Origin of the sequence: Flavobacterium magnesitis, assembly GCF_041729735.1 — a bacterium.
GTDB lineage: Bacteria > Bacteroidota > Bacteroidia > Flavobacteriales > Flavobacteriaceae > Flavobacterium > Flavobacterium magnesitis.
On sequence record NZ_JBCFQK010000005.1, the window covers coordinates 23,158 to 40,800 of the forward strand.

Below are 17,643 nucleotides of genomic sequence, written 5' to 3' on the forward strand. Positions count from 1 at the left end.
AAAATGATTATGATAAAAAAAAATGATTTTCTATATGCCAGAAACTTAATAAGCATGCCACATGAAAAACAAAACGATAGACTATATTTTAAGAGCGACTTGGCAAGCTATTTCCAGAATGTACAATGAAGAAGCTACTAAATATGGAGCTACAATGGCAACTGGCTTTACATTATTAAGTATTGACAAAGAAGAAGGAACTCCATCTACTGCTTTAGGTCCAAAAATGGGAATGGAATCCACAAGCCTGACTCGCATATTAAAATCGATGGAAGAAAAAGGATTAATCATTAAAAAGAAAAATCCAAATGACGGTCGAGGTGTTTTAATTTACCTAACGGATCAAGGAAAAGAAAAAAGAGCCTTATCTAAAAGTACCGTTATCCAATTTAATGAAAGTATTAAAAAACATATCTCTGATGAAAAATGGGAAAACTTCATAGAAGTTGCCGAAACCATCAACAAATTAATACAAGATAAAGAAATATTTAACCCATCTGAAAATAGAGAAAATGGAATCGCTATAACTGAAAAAGACAAAAAATAATTCATTAGTAACGATAACAAATTCAGATAAAAATAAATAGTAACAACTTATGAAACGCACAATTAAAAAAGTTGCCGTAATCGGTTCAGGAATCATGGGTTCAGGAATTGCTTCTCATTTTGCAAACATCGGTGTCGAAGTATTGCTTTTGGACATTGCTCCAAAAGAACTTACTGAAGCCGAGAGCAAAAAAGGACTCACTCTGGAAAGTAAAGTAGTTAGAAACCGAATTGTCAATGAGCATTTGGCTAATTCCCTAAAATCAAAACCCTCCCCTATTTACAGTACAAAATTTGCTAGTAGAATCACCACTGGAAATACCACGGATGATATGGCAAAAATTGCTAATGTAGACTGGATTATAGAAGTTGTGGTAGAACGTTTGGACATCAAAAAATTAGTTTTCGAACAAATCGATCAATACCGAACTCCAGGAACCTTAGTGACTTCAAATACTTCTGGGATTCCAATCCATTTTATGAGTGAAGGACGAAGCGATGATTTTCAGCAACACTTTTGCGGAACACACTTTTTTAATCCGGCGCGTTACTTAAAATTATTCGAAATTATTCCAGGACCAAAAACTTCGACTGAAGTATTGGATTTTTTGAATAATTATGGAGAAAAATTCTTAGGAAAGACTTCGGTTATTGCCAAAGATACTCCTGCTTTCATAGGAAACCGTATTGGAGTTTTCGGAATCCAAAGTTTGTTTCACTTGGTAAAAGAAATGAATCTGACTATTGAAGAAGTCGATAAATTAACTGGGCCTGTAATTGGACGACCAAAGTCGGCTACTTTTAGAACTGTTGATGTAGTAGGTTTAGATACTTTGGTTCATGTTGCCAATGGAATTTACGAAAACTGTCCTGAAGACGAAGCACATGAATTGTTTAAACTTCCTGAATTCATCACCAAAATGGTGGAGAATAAATGGTTTGGAAGCAAAACTGGACAAGGTTTTTACAAAAAAGTAGATAAAGATATTCTTTCATTGGATTTAAATACTTTAGAATATCGTGCAGCTAAAAAAGCTTCGTTTGCTACTTTAGAACTCACAAAAACCATTGATAAACCTATTGACCGTTTTAAAGTTTTAATAAAAGGACAAGATAAAGCGGGAGAATTTTACAGAAAAAGTTTCGCCGCATTATTGGCTTATGTTTCCAATAGAATTCCTGAAATCTCTGATGAATTATATAAAATTGACGATGCTATGAAAGCTGGTTTTGGCTGGGAAAACGGTCCATTCGAAATTTGGGATGCCATTGGGGTTGAAAAAGGAATCGAAATAATAAAAGCCGAAGGTCATACTCCTGCTCCATGGGTAAATGAGATGTTGGCTTCAGGAAGCAACAGTTTTTATTCTGTAAAAGAAGGTGCTACTTATTTCTATGATATTACAACCAAATCGCAAACTAAAGTTCCGGGACAAGATGCTTTTATTATTCTGAATAACATTCGTGAAAGCAAAAAAGTCTGGAGCAACAGTGGTGCTATCATTGAAGATTTGGGCGACGGAATTTTGAATATTGAATTCAAATCGAAAATGAATACTATTGGTGGTGATGTATTGCAAGCCATCAACAAAGGAATTGATTTAGCCGAAAAAGAATATTCCGGATTAGTTATAGGAAATCAAGCTGCTAATTTTTCGGTTGGTGCCAATATCGGAATGATATTCATGATGGCTGTAGAACAGGAATACGACGAATTAAATATGGCCATCAAAATGTTTCAGGATACCATGATGCGTGTGCGCTACTCTTCGATTCCTGTAGTGGTTGCACCACACGGAATGACTTTTGGTGGTGGATGCGAAATGAGTCTTCATGCCGATAAAGTGGTTGCTGCCGCAGAAACCTACATGGGATTGGTGGAATTTGGTGTTGGTGTGATTCCTGGTGGCGGTGGTTCGAAAGAATTGACTTTACGTGCCGCCGATTTATTCCGCAAAAACGATGTAGAACTCAATACTTTACAGGAATATTTCCTGACCATTGCTATGGCAAAAGTATCAACTTCCGCTTATGAAGCCTTTGATACTGGTTTATTACAATATGGAAAAGACATTATTGTAGTGAATAAAGACCGCCAAATTGCCGAAGCAAAAAAACATGCCCTATTAATGGCTGAAGCGGGTTACACTCAACCTATCAAAAGAAATGATATCAAAGTTTTAGGAAAACAAGCTTTGGGAATGTTCTTAGTAGGAACCGACCAAATGCTTGCTGGAAAATACATTTCAGAACACGATAAAAAAATTGCAAACAAGCTAGCTTATGTCATGGCTGGAGGCGATTTATCTGAACCTACATTAGTTTCTGAACAATACTTACTCGATTTAGAAAGAGAAGCTTTCTTGTCTCTTTGTACTGAAAGAAAAACAATGGAGCGTATTCAGTATATGTTAAAGTCTGGGAAACCTTTGAGAAATTAGTTTTTAAGAATTAAGATTTGAGAATTAAGTATCAAGATCAAATCATCAATTTGAAAAATTAAAGATTTGGCAAAAAGCAATGACCTCGTAGAGGTCAACTGTTTATAGAAAAACAATATAATTTTAGTTTTAGCTCCGTAGGAGCGACCTGTAAAAACGAATTTATGGCAAACACCTATTCGCAAATTTATATCCAAATTGTTTTTGCAGTAAAAGGAAGAGAAAACCTTATTACTAAAGAAATCCGTGAAGAATTACATAAATTCATTACAGGTATTGTTTCCAATAGAGGACAAAAGTTATTAGCCATTTTTGCAATGCCAGATCACGTTCATATTTTGATTGGTTTGAAACCAAACATCACAATATCGGATTTGGTGAGAGATATAAAAGCTGGTTCATCAAAATTTATTAATGACAGTAAATGGATTAACGGAAAGTTCAATTGGCAAGAAGGATATGGAGCATTCTCTTATTCAAAAAGCCATTTAGACAATGTGATAAAATATATTCTAAACCAAGAAGAACATCATAAAAAACAAACATTTAAAGAAGAGTATCTTGCATTTTTAGAAAAATTTGAAATTGAATATGAGGAAAAATATTTATTTGAATGGATCGAATAATAAACAGGTTGCTCCTACGGAGCTCATCAACAAATTCGCAACTTAATGCTACAAACAGTGTGCCTCTACGAGGCAAATAAATAGGAGCAAAAAAGAACATGATACTAATTAAAATCTTTACAAAACAGTTCCGTAATAGAAAAAGCACTAAAAAAACCTCGTAGAGGCTTACTGTTTATAAAAATATAATTTGAAATTAAATTTAGCTCCGTAGGAGCGAACTGTAAAATATCAAAATAATAAGAATTATGAAAAACACAACAGCATATATTGTTTCTGCATACAGAACAGCAGTTGGAAAAGCTCCAAAAGGTGTATTCCGTTTTAAACGCCCTGATGAATTGGCAGCAGAAACCATTCAACACATGATGAATGAATTGCCTGATTTCGACAAAAAAAGAATCGATGATGTCATGGTAGGAAACGCTATGCCAGAAGCCGAACAAGGATTGAATTTTGGACGATTAATTTCCTTAATGGGATTAGAAATTAATGATGTTCCAGGAGTTACCGTAAATAGATATTGTGCCTCAGGTATAGAAACCATCGGAATGGCAACTGCTCGAATCCAATCGGGAATGGCAGATTGTATTATTGCTGGTGGGGCCGAAAGCATGAGTTTTATCCCAATGGGAGGTTACCGACCTACTCCAGATTATGCCGTTGCCAAAGCTGGTCACGAAGATTATTACTGGGGAATGGGACTAACAGCCGAAGCCGTTGCAAAACAATTCAATATTTCTAGAGAAGACCAGGATTTATTTGGTTATCATTCACATCAAAAAGCATTGAAAGCGCAAGCTGAAGGCAAATTTGACAACCAAATTGTTCCTATTACTATTGAACAAACTTTTGTCAATGCGAATGGTAAGAAAGAAACGAAATCTTATGTAGTCAATAAAGACGAAGGGCCTAGAGCCGATACTTCGTTAGAAGCATTAGCTAAATTACGACCAGTTTTTGCTGCTGACGGAAGTGTAACAGCAGGAACTTCTTCTCAAATGAGTGATGGTGCTGCCTTTGTTTTAATTATGAGCGAAGAATTGGTGAAAGAATTAAACCTAACACCTATAGTTCGATTGGTTAATTACGCCTCAGCTGGAGTAGAACCAAGAATCATGGGAATTGGTCCTGTAAAAGCCATTCCAAAAGCCTTAAAACAAGCGGGGTTGCAATTAAAAGACATTGATTTAATCGAATTAAACGAAGCCTTCGCTTCACAATCCTTAGCTGTAATTAGAGAATTAGATTTGAATCCTGATATTGTAAATGTAAACGGAGGTGCCATTGCATTAGGTCACCCTCTAGGTTGTACTGGAGCAAAATTATCCGTTCAATTATTCGACGAAATGAAACGCCGTGGCAATAAATATGGAATGGTAACCATGTGTGTAGGAACAGGACAAGGAGCAGCAGGGATTTTTGAATTGCTTTAGGAAGATCAAAGAGGAAAGAAGCAAGATACTAGACGTACAAGATAATGAATCATAAATTAAAAACATACAAAAAGTAGAAACCATGGCAGATACAATCGAAAAAAACGCGACTCGTGGTGGTCAGTTTTTAGTTAAAGAGACAAAATGCGAAGACATTTTTATTCCGGAAGATTTCTCTGAAGAACAAAAAATGATGCGCGACATGGTCAAAGAATTTGTTGACAAAGAACTTTGGCCTAACAAAGATCGCTTTGAAAAAAAGGACTTTGCTTTTACTGTTGAATGTATGCATAAAGCTGCCGAACTCGGACTTTTGAGCATTTCTGTTCCGGAAGCCTATGGCGGAATGGGAATGGGATTTGTCGATACGGTTTTGGTTTGTGATTACATTTCAGGTGCAACAGGATCATTTTCTAGTGCTTTTGGTGCACATACTGGAATTGGAACGTTACCAATTACATTATACGGAACAGAGGAGCAAAAACAAAAATACGTTCCAAAACTAGCTTCAGGCGAATGGTTTGGTGCTTATTGCCTTACTGAACCTGGTGCTGGAAGCGATGCCAATTCTGGAAAAACAAAAGCTGTTTTATCTGAAGATGGTACTCATTACAAAATTACAGGACAAAAAATGTGGATTACCAATGCTGGATTTTGTTCGCTTTTCATTGTTTTTGCCCGAATTGAAGATGATAAAAACATCACTGGTTTTATTGTCGAAAACAATCCCGAAAATGGTATTTCTACCAATGAAGAAGAACATAAATTAGGAATTCGTGCTTCATCGACAAGACAAGTGTTTTTTAATGAAACCAAAGTTCCTGTAGAAAACATGCTTTCCGAAAGGGGAAATGGTTTTAAAATTGCGATGAATGCACTGAATGTGGGTCGTATTAAATTGGCAGCAGCCTGTTTGGATTCACAACGAAGAATTATTACTGGATCAGCTAAATATTCGAATGAAAGAGTACAGTTTAATGTTCCAATTTCAAAATTTGGTGCCATTCGATACAAATTAGCCGAAATGGCTACTAGCTGTTACGCAGGTGAAAGTGCGGTTTATAGAGCAGCCAAAAGTATCGAAGAACGGATTTCCATTCGCGAAAGCGAAGGTGCTTCACAACAGGAAGCCGAATTAAAAGGCGTGGAAGAATTTGCTATAGAATGTGCTATCTTAAAAGTAGCGGTTTCTGAAGACATTCAAAATTGTTCTGATGAAGGAATTCAAATTTTTGGAGGAATGGGATTCTCTGAAGACACTCCTATGGAAAGTGCTTGGCGTGATGCCAGAATTACCCGAATTTACGAAGGAACTAACGAAATCAACCGAATGCTATCAGTAGGAATGTTGATTAAAAAAGCCATGAAAGGTCATGTGGATTTATTAGGTCCTGCTTCAAAAGTACAAGAAGATTTAATGGGAATTCCATCATTTGAAACTCCTGATTATTCTGAATTATTTTCTGAAGAAAAAGAAATGATTAGCAAATTGAAAAAAGCATTTCTAATGGTTGCTGGTGGTGCTGTTCAAAAATACGGTCCTGATTTAGACGAGCACCAACAATTGTTAATTGCATCGGCTGATATTTTAATCGAAATTTACATGGCTGAATCTACTATTTTAAGAACAGAGAAATTAGCTAAAAAAGAAGGAGAAGCCAATATTAAAGAACAAATTGCAATGGCTAAATTGTATCTTTATAAAGCAGTCGATATTATTACGCAAAAAGGAAAAGAAAGCATCATTTCTTTTGCCGAAGGCGATGAACAACGCATGATGTTAATGGGATTGAGACGTTATACTAAGTACACGAATATGCCCAACATTGTAGAAATTAGAAGAACTATTAGTGCTAAAATTATTGCCGAAAACAAATATTGTTTTTAATATAATTTGTTGCAATTAGGTATAAAAAACGTCCCGAAAAATCGGGACGTTTTTTTGTGCATATCATTTTTTCTCTTCTTCTAATGGCGATATTTCACCAAAATAAGAAATAGATTCTCTATTATTACTAATGATGGTTAGTGTGCTACTTCCTTCAAATAGTACAGAAAGTGTGATATTAAAAAAATCCTGCTGTCCTTTGACTTCAACATCAATTTGATATCCTTTTTTCTTCTTTTTTACTATAAATTTTTCTGGTTTTCCTTCAAATTTTAATCCTGTATCACTGCCACCATAACCTAATCCACTAAATCCTCTGCCAAAAAAAGGCATTTCACTTTTTATAAAATCAGGTTTAAACTGGATAAAATTGGGAATAATACTTAAATCAATCATTTGAAAAGTTTGCGAATTTAAATTTCGAGCAACAAATTGAAATTCTTTAGCATTAATGAGTTTTTCAACCTCTTTTTGTTTCTCTACTCTTTTTTCATTTCGGAGTTGTCTTCTTGTTTGTTCCTGAGAAAATCCAATTAAAACATTAAAACAAAGCAAGAATACAATAGCTATTTTATATGTTTTCATAATTTTTTGTTTTTAATATTAATACCAAAATATTTAAAAAATTATCTAATATCAAAAAGACTTTGATCAAATAAATTTACCCATTTGAAATAACAAAAATTATTCCTATATTTAGTTAAAAAGCAAAATTGTATGAAAAAAACTAGGAGTTTGACTCAAAATTATATTTCAGGAACAGTAAAAAGAATGATTATTACAACAAAATAATTAGATTTTTAACTGTTTATCTTCTTCAAATAACAATTTAATATTCTCATAAGAGTTCTTCAAAACTTCCGGAATGTCATTGGGATGAATCCAGGCTACTTTTTCAATTCCTTCTTCTAATTGTCCTTTAGGTATGCCTTCAAAATCTGAAAACATTTCAAACCAATGGGTTATTTTTAATTTATAAACCCCGTTACGCTTGAAAACATGATAGGTTTTTTGCAGTTTATTAATAATTCTTAATTGATTTACACCTGTCTCTTCTTCCACCTCGCGCATAGCAGTTTGCTCAATCTCTTCCTTCTTTTCGACACCCCCTTTGGGCAAATCCCATTTTCCATTTCGAAAAATAAACAAAACCTCCCCTTTTTTGTTATACACTAACCCTCCACCCGCTTTATTCACTGGGATTTTAGCTTTCAAGGTTTTCATAATCTCCTTTTCATCAGGATGGTAGAGATAGGCTTTTTGAATTTTATTTTGAAATATTTTGACTATAATTTGCTTTATATCAATACTTTCCAATAAAAACAGCTGAAAATCTGTCTCTTTAGAGATTTTATTTGTCAAAAAAAGTGGTTTGTCGTTCACAAAAACTTTATACATTTGTACTATGATTTTTAATAAAGATACAGCCGAAAAAACAGCCGAATTGCTTTTACAAATAAATGCAATTAAATTGAATCCTGAAAATTCTTTTACATGGGCTTCAGGGTGGAAATCACCTATTTATTGTGATAACCGCCTAATACTTTCATTTCCAACAATAAGAAATTATATAAGAGATGAATTTGCAAAAAATATTGAGAAACAATTTGGAAAACCAGAAGTTATTGCTGGTGTTGCAACTGGAGCTATCGGAATAGGTATGCTTGTTGCCGAAAGCATGGGATTACCTTTTGTTTATGTACGTCCAGAACCTAAAAAACACGGTCGTCAAAACCAGGTGGAAGGTTTCTTGCAAAAAGGACAAAATGTAGTTGTGGTTGAAGATTTAATCAGTACAGGAAACAGTAGTTTGCTTGCTGTTGAAGCTTTGCGTGCTGCAGGAGCTAATATTAAAGGTATGGCTGCCATTTTTACTTATGGTTTTGATGTGGCCGAAGAAAACTTTAAAAATGCAAAACTGGATTTATATACTTTAAGTAATTATCAAAATCTTTTGAATTTAGCTGTAGCTAAAAAATACATTACGGAAAAGGAAGAAAGCACTTTAAGAGAATGGAGCGTTACTCCTTCTACATGGGGACAAGTAGATAGCAATTAAAAAAATAAAATCATGAACTTAGAAAGTCCAAAGGTTAACATTGAAAAATCGGCAGATGAATTATTTAATTTATTAACCGATATGAAAAATTTCGAGAAATTAATGCCTGAAAACATTGCTAAGTTTGAAGTTATTGGAGATGATTCTTTTCTCTTTGGTTTAAAAGGAATGCCTGAAATACAACTGAAAGTAACTGAGAAATCGGCTCCAAACAAAATTGTATTTGGTTCAGCTAGTGATAAAGTACCTTTTACATTAATAACTAATATTGAAAGTGTTTCGGCTAATTCAAGTTCAGTAAAATTAAATTTCGAAGGAAGCTTTAATCCCATGATGGCAATGATGGTAAAAGGTCCAATTAGTAAATTTATCGAAACCCTTGTTTCTAATATGCCTAAATTATAGCCTATCCTCTTAAAAACATACTTTTATAACAAACCCTTTTAGTGTTTAGACTAAAAGGGTTTGTTTTTTTATACAAATGGCTTTAAGCATGCTATTCTTACCTAATTATCTTTCTTTTTAGCTTTAAGCTATTCCACTTTAAGTAATAGAAAATAATGCCTCTGTTATTTTTATTTCAAACCTTCTCTTGTTTTATTTTTTTTAACACAAAACACAAATATCCATCAATTCAACACCTTAAAACAAAAAATAAGGTTAAAATTGAACCAAAAACACAAATAAATATACATAAATACAAATTAACCCTATTTTTTAAGGGGTATGCACTAAAATATATTTGTGAATATATCAAAATTCAATTGCCGAAAATAAATATTACACATTATTTTGATTTGATTTTCGGTAATTGACAATTCTTTCGGTTTTTTAGCAAAAAATACTAATTCTTTGATATTTTTAAAGCAAAAGTTAATAAATTCGCCATTATCAATAACAAAAAAACAAAATCACTAACAATTATTCAAAAACAGAAATAACTTTTACAAAAACCATAAAAACATTTAACTGAATATTAAAACTTAAAAAGAAGAAACAATAAAAAACTTTTACCATAAATCAATTTAAAACCCATTTATTATGAAAAAAATCGAAGCAGTGATACGAAAATCTAAATTTGAGGATGTAAAAAAAGCATTGCACCAAATTGAGGTTAACTTTTTTACCTATTGGGACGTTACCGGAGTTGGTAACGAAAAAGAGGGACACGTATACAGAGGAATCACTTACAGTACTACAGATATCCAAAGAAGATATATTTCGATAGTAGTTTCAGATCCTTTTTTAGAAAGAACCATTGACGCTATTTTAAATGCGGCAGAAACAGGAATGGTTGGAGATGGAAAAATATTTGTTTCTGATATCACGGAAACTTACCGAATTAGAACCAAAGAAAAAGGAACAGACGCTGTTAACTAAATCATTTTTTAAAATTAACTTATAAAATATATATTATGGATACGAATGCTGTATTAGACTTAATGTGGGTATTAATCTGCGGAATTTTAGTGTTTTTCATGCAAGCTGGTTTTACTCTTGTAGAAGCTGGTTTTACAAGATCAAAAAACACAGGAAACATTATAATGAAAAACTTAATGGATTTTTGTATTGGTAGCATTGCCTTCTGGGTACTTGGTTACTCATTAATGTACGGAGATTCAATTAGTGGTTTCATAGGAACTCCAAGTTTGATTTTTGACACTGCTGCTGATATGCACAGTTTATTCTTTCAAACTGTTTTTGCTGCTACTGCTGCTACAATTGTTTCTGGAGCTATTGCTGAAAGAACTAAATTTACTACTTATTTATTCTTCTCTCTTTTAATGACTTTAGTAATTTACCCAATCTCAGGAAGCTGGGTATGGAACAGTGGAGGTTGGTTAGCTCAAATGGGCTTTACTGATTTTGCTGGTTCAACTGTAGTACACTCTGTTGGTGGATGGGCTTCATTAGTTGCTGCTGCAATGGTAGGTCCTAGAATTGGAAAATACAATGCTGACGGAACTTCAAATGCAATTCCTGGTCACAACATTATGTTAGGAGCTTTAGGGGTATTTATTTTATGGATGGGTTGGTTTGGATTTAACCCAGGTTCTCAATTAGCTATCTCTGGAGACAATGCAATTGCTGTAGCTGGAATCTTTATCACAACAAATTTAGCTGGAGCTGTTGGAGCAATAGCTGCTATGTTTGTAACTTGGATTATCTACAAAAAACCAGATATCTCTATGACATTAAATGGTGTATTAGCTGGATTAGTGGGTGTAACTGCAGGTTGTGCTGCTGTAGATACTGTTGGAGCTTTCTTCATAGGATTAATTTGTGGTATTGCTGTAGTATTCTCAATCGAATTTATCGATAAAAAACTTAAAATTGACGATCCAGTTGGAGCAGTTTCAGTACACGGAGTTTGTGGAGCTTTAGGTACTTTATTAGTAGGTATTTTTGCTACTGATGGTGGATTACTTTACGGAGGTGGATTTGAAAAACTAGGAGTTCAAGCTACAGGAGTTGTTGCAATTGGTGCATGGGCTATCGTAACCTCTTTTATTGTACTTTTTGTTCTTAAAAAATTAATGGGATTAAGAGTAACTAAAGAAGAAGAAATTGACGGATTAGATATTCACGAACATGGTTCAAATGTTTATAATGATTAATAACTACATACTTTAAACTATTAAAGCCACAACATTAAACCCGTTGTGGCTTTTTTAATTTTATGAGCTAATACTTTTGATTCAATACTTAAATTAGTATTCAGTTATTAAAAAAATTAACAAAAGCTTGAGATTGTATTTAAATCAATAGCCAAGATAAATGTTTAAATTTAACATGGAAAAGCTATTTAAATAGCAATAATAGTATTCATTTAAAAACATATATCATGAGTTTATTGACAGATAATATTATCCCAAGAGAACACGGTAAAGTTTTTGGGACTAATGCTAATCACGAAACAGAACTAACTGAAATAAAAAACAAACTTCTAAAAGCGGATGGCATAACACAAGTACAAATTAACCACTCTGTTTTCCCAAAAGAATTTACCGTATTTACTGATAAATTGATTAGTGTTGAAGAAATAGAAAACATTGTCAAATCAACTGGTTTTAATGCTATTCCAAAAGCACTTATATAACTTAACTAACTTAACGATACAGAAAAAACTCCTCTAGAAATAAATAATTTCTAGAGGAGTTTTTTTATTTGAAAAATTAAGTTGATAACTAAATTTTATATCGTAATATTGCAATATAAAAATATAACGATGGGAACGACTAAAACCGAACACTTTACCGATGTACAAAACGAAATGGCGACTTTAGCAAAAGCCATAGGTCACCCGGCACGAATTGCCATTATAGAATATCTTATAAAAGTAGATAGCTGTATTTGTGGTGATATTGTAAATGAGTTACCACTCTCCCAGCCTACTATTTCGCAACACCTGAAAGAACTTAAAAACGCAGGACTTATTAAAGGAAACTTTGAAGGAAATGCAATTTGTTATTGCTTGAATGAAGAAGGTTTTAATAAAATAAAGCTCTTTTTTAATCATGTAAATACCTATTTAGAGAATAAGAAAAATGAATGTTGTTAATTTTTAAATTAGTACAAAATGAAATTATCAGAAATTAAAAATCAATTGAGCAGCGTAGAAACAGTTGCTTTTGTATTACCAAACGGAACTTATGTTCCTGAACATTTTCACGTAACCGAAGTCGGCTTAATTTCTAAAAACTTTATTGATTGCGGCGGAGTTGTGAGAAAAGAAACCGTTGTTAATTTCCAATTATGGAATGCCAATGATTTTGAACACCGTTTAAAACCTAAAAAACTATTGGATATCATTACACTTTCTGAAAAAGTTTTAGGAATTGAAGATTTCGAAATAGAAGTAGAATACCAAACTGAAACCATCGGAAAATACGATTTAGGATTCAACGGAAAAGATTTTACTTTATTAAACAAACAAACCGCTTGTTTAGCAGAAGATCAATGTGGAATTCCACCATCCAAACAAAAATTACCTGATAAGAATACTGAAACCAGCTGCTGTGCACCAGGAGGAAGCTGTTGTTAATTGCATCAACAAAAAAAGTAAACATCTATCCAATAAATTTTAAACTAAAAACATGACTTCAACACAAACTGCACTATTTCCAGAAATTGAAAAAGTAATTCATAGTTTTAATTTCGAAACGATATCCGAAGAACGCAAACAAGTTTTACAGCCTTTAATTGATTTTATTCAGACCAAAGCAAATAACAAACAAGAAATAAGACTAAACCTGATTTGCACGCACAATTCCAGAAGAAGTCATTTGTCTCAAGTTTGGGCACAAACTGCCGCAACTTATTACGACATCAAAAATGTATTTTGCTATTCTGGAGGAACTGAGGCAACAGCTTTATTCCCAATGGCGGCTCAAACTTTAGCCAAACAAGGATTCCAAATTAAAACTATTGCTGAAGGAAACAATCCTATTTATGCAATAAAATATACTGAAAACGCACATCCAATCATTGGATTTTCTAAAACCTTTGATTCTGAGTTTAATCCACAATCTGAGTTTGCAGCCATCATGACTTGTTCACAAGCCGATGGAGGTTGTCCTTTTATTGCTGGAGCGGAAAAGCGTATTCCAATTACTTTTGAAGATCCAAAAGCTTTTGATAATACTCCGCAACAAGCTGAAAAATATGAAGAAAGAAGCATTCAAATTGGTACAGAACTTTTTTATGTGTTTTCACAAATTCAAAAATAATCATGTCAATAAATCATTGCACACCCGCTGCTTCTAGAAAAAAGCTGAGCTTTCTCGATCGTTTTCTAACGCTTTGGATCTTTTTAGCCATGGCAATAGGAGTTGGTATTGGAAACTTTATTCCGTCTAGCAGTAACTTTATCAATTCCTTTTCAAGCGGAACAACTAATATTCCGCTTGCTATAGGACTTATTTTAATGATGTATCCTCCACTAGCTAAAGTAAAATATGAACAAATGGGCGAAGTATTTAAAAACGTCAAAGTTCTAAGTGCTTCATTAATTTTGAATTGGATTATTGGCCCCATTTTAATGTTTTCCTTAGCATTATTATTTCTAAATGGTTATCCAGAATACATGATTGGACTAATTCTTATTGGACTTGCCCGATGCATCGCTATGGTAGTCGTATGGAATGACCTTGCCGATGGAAACAGAGAATATGCCGCTGGACTTATTGCTTTAAACAGTATTTTTCAGGTATTGCTTTACAGCGTGTATGCCTATGTTTTTATCACTGTACTTCCTCCCTATTTTGGTTATAACGGATTTGAAGTCAACATTAGCATAGCACAAATTGCAGAAAGTGTTGGGATTTATTTAGGAATTCCATTTGCTTTAGGAGTAATTAGTAGATACAGTTTAATAGCCTTAAAAGGCGAAGATTGGTTCCAAAATAAATTTGTTCCCATTATTTCTCCTATCACATTGATTGCGTTATTATTTACAATCATCATTATGTTTAGTTTAAAAGGAGCACTTATTGTTCAAATTCCAATGGATGTAGTGCGAATAGCTATTCCACTGGTTATTTATTTCAGTCTAATGTTTGTGATAAGTTTCTTTATTGGAAAATATTTTGGCGCTGACTATTCTAAAAGTACAGCGATTGCTTTTACAGCTACAGGAAACAATTTCGAATTAGCCATTGCTGTAGCTATTGGTGTTTTTGGAATCAATAGTGGACAAGCTTTTGCTGGAGTTATTGGTCCATTAGTTGAAGTTCCAGCTTTAATTGCATTAGTAAATGTTGCCTTTTGGTTTCAAAAAAAATACTTCCAACCCATTAAGTAATCTTACGTAAAAAAAGCTTTTTTATTTTTTTCAACTGAAGCATCAAAATAAGTATCTAAAAGTACTTATTCTTGATGCTTTTTCTATTTCACAACATTAAGTTGCTATTTTAGTTGCTATTTTTTCATTTTAGACGGTAAAAACCATTGACAAACCAAACAACTATCTAAAAATTGATTAAAAAACAAAAAAAACTTCGACTGTTTTTTACACATTATCCATTTTATACCCGTAGTTTTCATAATATCTCAATTAACATCAAAAAACTAAAATTAAGTATTAAAAATAAGTATTAATACGTATATTTGCTTCGTAATACTTAATAATGATATTATGAAAAAAGTAATAGTAGTCGGAAACGGCATGGTGGGATATAAATTTTGTGAAAAATTCATATCGAAACAAGGACATGAAAATTACCAAATTACCGTATTTGGAGAAGAGCCAAGACGCGCTTACGATAGAGTTCACTTGAGTGAATACTTTGCTGGTAAGACTGCTGAAGATTTATCATTATCAACTTCAAACTGGTATGAAGAAAATAATATCATACTAAATACTTCTGAATTAATTACAGACATAAGTAGAGAACTTAAAACCATACATACGCACTTAGGTAAAACGCATGAGTATGATTACTTAGTTTTAGCTACAGGTTCAGCAGCTTTTGTTCCGCCGATTGAAGGTGTAGACAAAGAAGGTGTTTTCGTTTACAGAACAATTGAAGATCTGGATGCGATTATGGCTTATGCTAAAAAAATCAAACAAAGCGGAGCTACAGAAGCAGCAGTTCTTGGTGGTGGATTATTAGGTCTGGAAGCAGCAAAAGCAGTTCGTGATTTAGGATTAAATCCTCATGTTGTAGAATTTGCTCCGAGATTGATGCCAAGACAATTAGATAAAGGTGCTAGTGATATGCTTCAATCAAAAATTGAAGAATTGGGTATTGGTATTCATTTGAATAAATCTACTCAATACATTGCTGGTGAAGACGCCATCACAGGAATGATGTTTGAAGGCGATGATTTGCTAAAAGTAGACATGCTGGTTATTTCGGCAGGTATCAAACCTCGTGATGAACTAGGAAGAGTTTGCGGACTTGAAGTAGGCGTTAGAGGCGGAGTTGTTGTAGACAACAAAATGCAAACTTCTGATCCTAATATCTTCGCAATTGGTGAAGTGGCACTTTACAATCACATGATTTATGGTCTTGTGGCTCCAGGATATGAAATGGCTGATGTTGCGGCAGAGCAGATCATGAACGGAGACAAAACAATGAGAGAAGTAATCGATATGTCAACTCAATTAAAATTAATTGGTGTTGAAGTAGCGAGTTTTGGAGATCCTTTTATCGAAAATGATACTGTTACTGCTATTGTTTATGAAAATAAGTTTAGCGGAATATATAAAAGAATCAATGTTACCAAAGACGGAAAAACCCTTTTAGGAGGAATTCTGGTAGGTGATGCAAGTGATTACAACGGATTATTCCAAATTTACAGCAATGCAATGGCGTTGCCTCCTAACCCAGAAGATTTGATTTTGGGATCAAGAGGCGGAGAAGCTTCTACTTTTGGAAGTGCTTCTGATTTACCCGATACTGCTGTAATTTGTTCTTGCGAAAATGTAACTAAAGGCGCTATTTGTTGTTCAATTATTGACGGAACTGCAAATACATTTGGTGATGTAGTAAAACAAACCAAAGCCACTTCAGGTTGTGGAGGTTGTAAACCGATGGTTGCTGATTTAGTAAAAGCAGCTCAAAAATCAATTGGGAAAGAAGTAAAAGAAAGCATTTGTGAGCACTTCAATCATACCAGACAAGAACTATTTGATTTGGTAAAAATCAACAAATACACTAATTTCTATGAAGTGATTGATCATCACGGAAACGGAGATGGTTGCGAAGTTTGTAAACCTTTAGTAGCATCTATTTTCTCTAGTATTTACAACGATACAGCAAACAAACACGTTACAACACAAGATACTAATGACAGGTATCTTGCTAATATTCAAAGAAACGGAACCTATTCGGTTGTACCAAGAATTGCAGGTGGTGAGATTACGCCAGAAAAACTAATTGTAATTGGCGAAGTAGCGAAACAATTTGATTTATATACAAAAATTACTGGAGCACAACGTGTGGATTTATTTGGCGCTGCCTTAAACGATTTACCTGAAATATGGAGAATTCTTATCGAAAATGGTTTTGAAAGCGGACACGCTTACGGAAAATCTTTAAGAGCTGTAAAAAGTTGTGTGGGTAATGCCTGGTGTCGTTACGGAATGGATGACAGTACCACTTTTGCTATCGAATTAGAGAACCGTTACAGAGGAATTCGTTCTCCTCATAAACTAAAAGGAGGCGTTTCTGCTTGTATTAGAGAATGTGCCGAAGCAAGAGGAAAAGATTTTGGAGTAATTGCTGTTGAAGGCGGCTGGAATCTTTACATCTGTGGAAACGGTGGAGCAAATCCTAAACACGCTGTACTTTTAGCCGAACAAATCGATAAAGAAACCGTATTCAAATATATGGATCGTTTCCTAATGTACTACATCCGTACGGCTGGACCATTGGTTAGAACATCTACCTGGTTAGAAAAATTAGACGGAGGATTAGATTATTTAAAAGAAGTAATTATCCATGATCGTATTGGAATTTGTGAAACCTTAGAAGCAGAAATGGAACAACTAGTTGGAACATTTGAATGCGAATGGAAACAAGTATTAGAAAAACCAAGATTGATGAAACGTTTCAGTCACTTTGTGAACTCTGATGAGAAAGATGACAACATTGAATATGTGGGATTAAGAGATCAAAAAATGCCAAAAGCTTGGTAATTT

The 17,643-nt window shown here is 33.7% G+C and carries 17 protein-coding genes; 15 read left to right on the top strand and 2 right to left on the bottom strand.

All coding sequences use genetic code 11. The features are described 5' to 3' along the window. Positions 1 to 61 precede the first annotated feature (61 nt). From AAGV33_RS05180 to AAGV33_RS05200, 5 genes are all read left to right on the top strand, one after another. Positions 62 to 547 (top strand): MarR family winged helix-turn-helix transcriptional regulator, encoded by a 486-nt coding sequence (locus AAGV33_RS05180; protein WP_373390889.1) that lies wholly within the window; start codon positions 62 to 64, stop codon positions 545 to 547. Between the two features lie 49 nt (positions 548 to 596). Further along, positions 597 to 2,987, top strand: coding sequence for a 3-hydroxyacyl-CoA dehydrogenase/enoyl-CoA hydratase family protein (locus tag AAGV33_RS05185; RefSeq protein WP_373390890.1), 2,391 nt, complete (start codon positions 597 to 599; stop codon positions 2,985 to 2,987). Positions 2,988 to 3,151: 164 nt separating this feature from the next. After that, positions 3,152 to 3,613: an IS200/IS605 family transposase gene (gene tnpA, locus AAGV33_RS05190; protein ID WP_373390891.1), complete on the top strand. Its 462-nt coding sequence runs from the start codon at positions 3,152 to 3,154 to the stop codon at positions 3,611 to 3,613. 248 nt (positions 3,614 to 3,861) lie between these two features. After that, positions 3,862 to 5,049 carry an acetyl-CoA C-acyltransferase gene (locus AAGV33_RS05195; RefSeq protein ID WP_373390892.1) on the top strand — a complete coding sequence of 396 codons (1,188 nt, stop codon included), beginning with the start codon at positions 3,862 to 3,864 and terminating at the stop codon, positions 5,047 to 5,049. Between the two features lie 82 nt (positions 5,050 to 5,131). Further along, a complete protein-coding gene (locus tag AAGV33_RS05200; RefSeq protein ID WP_373390893.1) occupies positions 5,132 to 6,937 on the top strand; it encodes an acyl-CoA dehydrogenase family protein in 1,806 nt (601 codons plus the stop codon). Between the two features lie 63 nt (positions 6,938 to 7,000). Here the strand turns inward: AAGV33_RS05200 and AAGV33_RS05205 are convergent, their stop codons facing one another. Both AAGV33_RS05205 and AAGV33_RS05210 read right to left on the bottom strand, forming a co-directional pair. Then, positions 7,001 to 7,522: a DUF4251 domain-containing protein gene (locus tag AAGV33_RS05205; RefSeq protein ID WP_373390894.1), complete on the bottom strand. Its 522-nt coding sequence runs from the start codon at positions 7,520 to 7,522 to the stop codon at positions 7,001 to 7,003. Between the two features lie 207 nt (positions 7,523 to 7,729). Beyond that, positions 7,730 to 8,335 carry an NUDIX hydrolase gene (locus AAGV33_RS05210; protein ID WP_373390895.1) on the bottom strand — a complete coding sequence of 202 codons (606 nt, stop codon included), beginning with the start codon at positions 8,333 to 8,335 and terminating at the stop codon, positions 7,730 to 7,732. A gap of 7 nt (positions 8,336 to 8,342) precedes the next feature. Here AAGV33_RS05210 and pyrE point away from each other — a divergent pair, with 7 nt between their 5' ends. The 10 genes from pyrE (at position 8,343) to nirB (ending at position 17,640) form a co-directional block, all read left to right on the top strand. Next, positions 8,343 to 8,996 carry an orotate phosphoribosyltransferase gene (gene pyrE, locus AAGV33_RS05215; RefSeq protein ID WP_373390896.1) on the top strand — a complete coding sequence of 218 codons (654 nt, stop codon included), beginning with the start codon at positions 8,343 to 8,345 and terminating at the stop codon, positions 8,994 to 8,996. A gap of 12 nt (positions 8,997 to 9,008) precedes the next feature. Further along, entirely contained in the window at positions 9,009 to 9,401 is a 393-nt protein-coding gene (locus tag AAGV33_RS05220; protein WP_373390897.1) for an SRPBCC family protein, read from the top strand. Between the two features lie 636 nt (positions 9,402 to 10,037). After that, the gene (locus AAGV33_RS05225; RefSeq protein ID WP_373390898.1) at positions 10,038 to 10,376 is read left to right on the top strand and encodes a P-II family nitrogen regulator; all 339 of its coding nucleotides are present in this window, start codon (positions 10,038 to 10,040) and stop codon (positions 10,374 to 10,376) included. A 35-nt stretch (positions 10,377 to 10,411) separates the two neighbouring features. Next, the gene (locus AAGV33_RS05230) at positions 10,412 to 11,614 is read left to right on the top strand and encodes an ammonium transporter (protein ID WP_373390899.1); all 1,203 of its coding nucleotides are present in this window, start codon (positions 10,412 to 10,414) and stop codon (positions 11,612 to 11,614) included. 227 nt (positions 11,615 to 11,841) lie between these two features. Continuing rightward, positions 11,842 to 12,096 (top strand): heavy-metal-associated domain-containing protein, encoded by a 255-nt coding sequence (locus AAGV33_RS05235; protein ID WP_373390900.1) that lies wholly within the window; start codon positions 11,842 to 11,844, stop codon positions 12,094 to 12,096. A gap of 129 nt (positions 12,097 to 12,225) precedes the next feature. Then, positions 12,226 to 12,558 (top strand): ArsR/SmtB family transcription factor, encoded by a 333-nt coding sequence (locus tag AAGV33_RS05240; RefSeq protein ID WP_373390901.1) that lies wholly within the window; start codon positions 12,226 to 12,228, stop codon positions 12,556 to 12,558. 18 nt (positions 12,559 to 12,576) lie between these two features. Further along, a complete protein-coding gene (locus AAGV33_RS05245) occupies positions 12,577 to 13,041 on the top strand; it encodes a DUF6428 family protein (protein ID WP_373390902.1) in 465 nt (154 codons plus the stop codon). A gap of 52 nt (positions 13,042 to 13,093) precedes the next feature. Further along, a complete protein-coding gene (locus AAGV33_RS05250) occupies positions 13,094 to 13,726 on the top strand; it encodes an arsenate-mycothiol transferase ArsC (protein ID WP_373390903.1) in 633 nt (210 codons plus the stop codon). Positions 13,727 to 13,728: 2 nt separating this feature from the next. Next, the gene (arsB, locus tag AAGV33_RS05255; RefSeq protein WP_373390904.1) at positions 13,729 to 14,799 is read left to right on the top strand and encodes an ACR3 family arsenite efflux transporter; all 1,071 of its coding nucleotides are present in this window, start codon (positions 13,729 to 13,731) and stop codon (positions 14,797 to 14,799) included. A gap of 333 nt (positions 14,800 to 15,132) precedes the next feature. Then, a complete protein-coding gene (gene nirB, locus AAGV33_RS05260) occupies positions 15,133 to 17,640 on the top strand; it encodes a nitrite reductase large subunit NirB (protein ID WP_373390905.1) in 2,508 nt (835 codons plus the stop codon). The last annotated feature ends 3 nt before the right edge of the window (positions 17,641 to 17,643 follow it).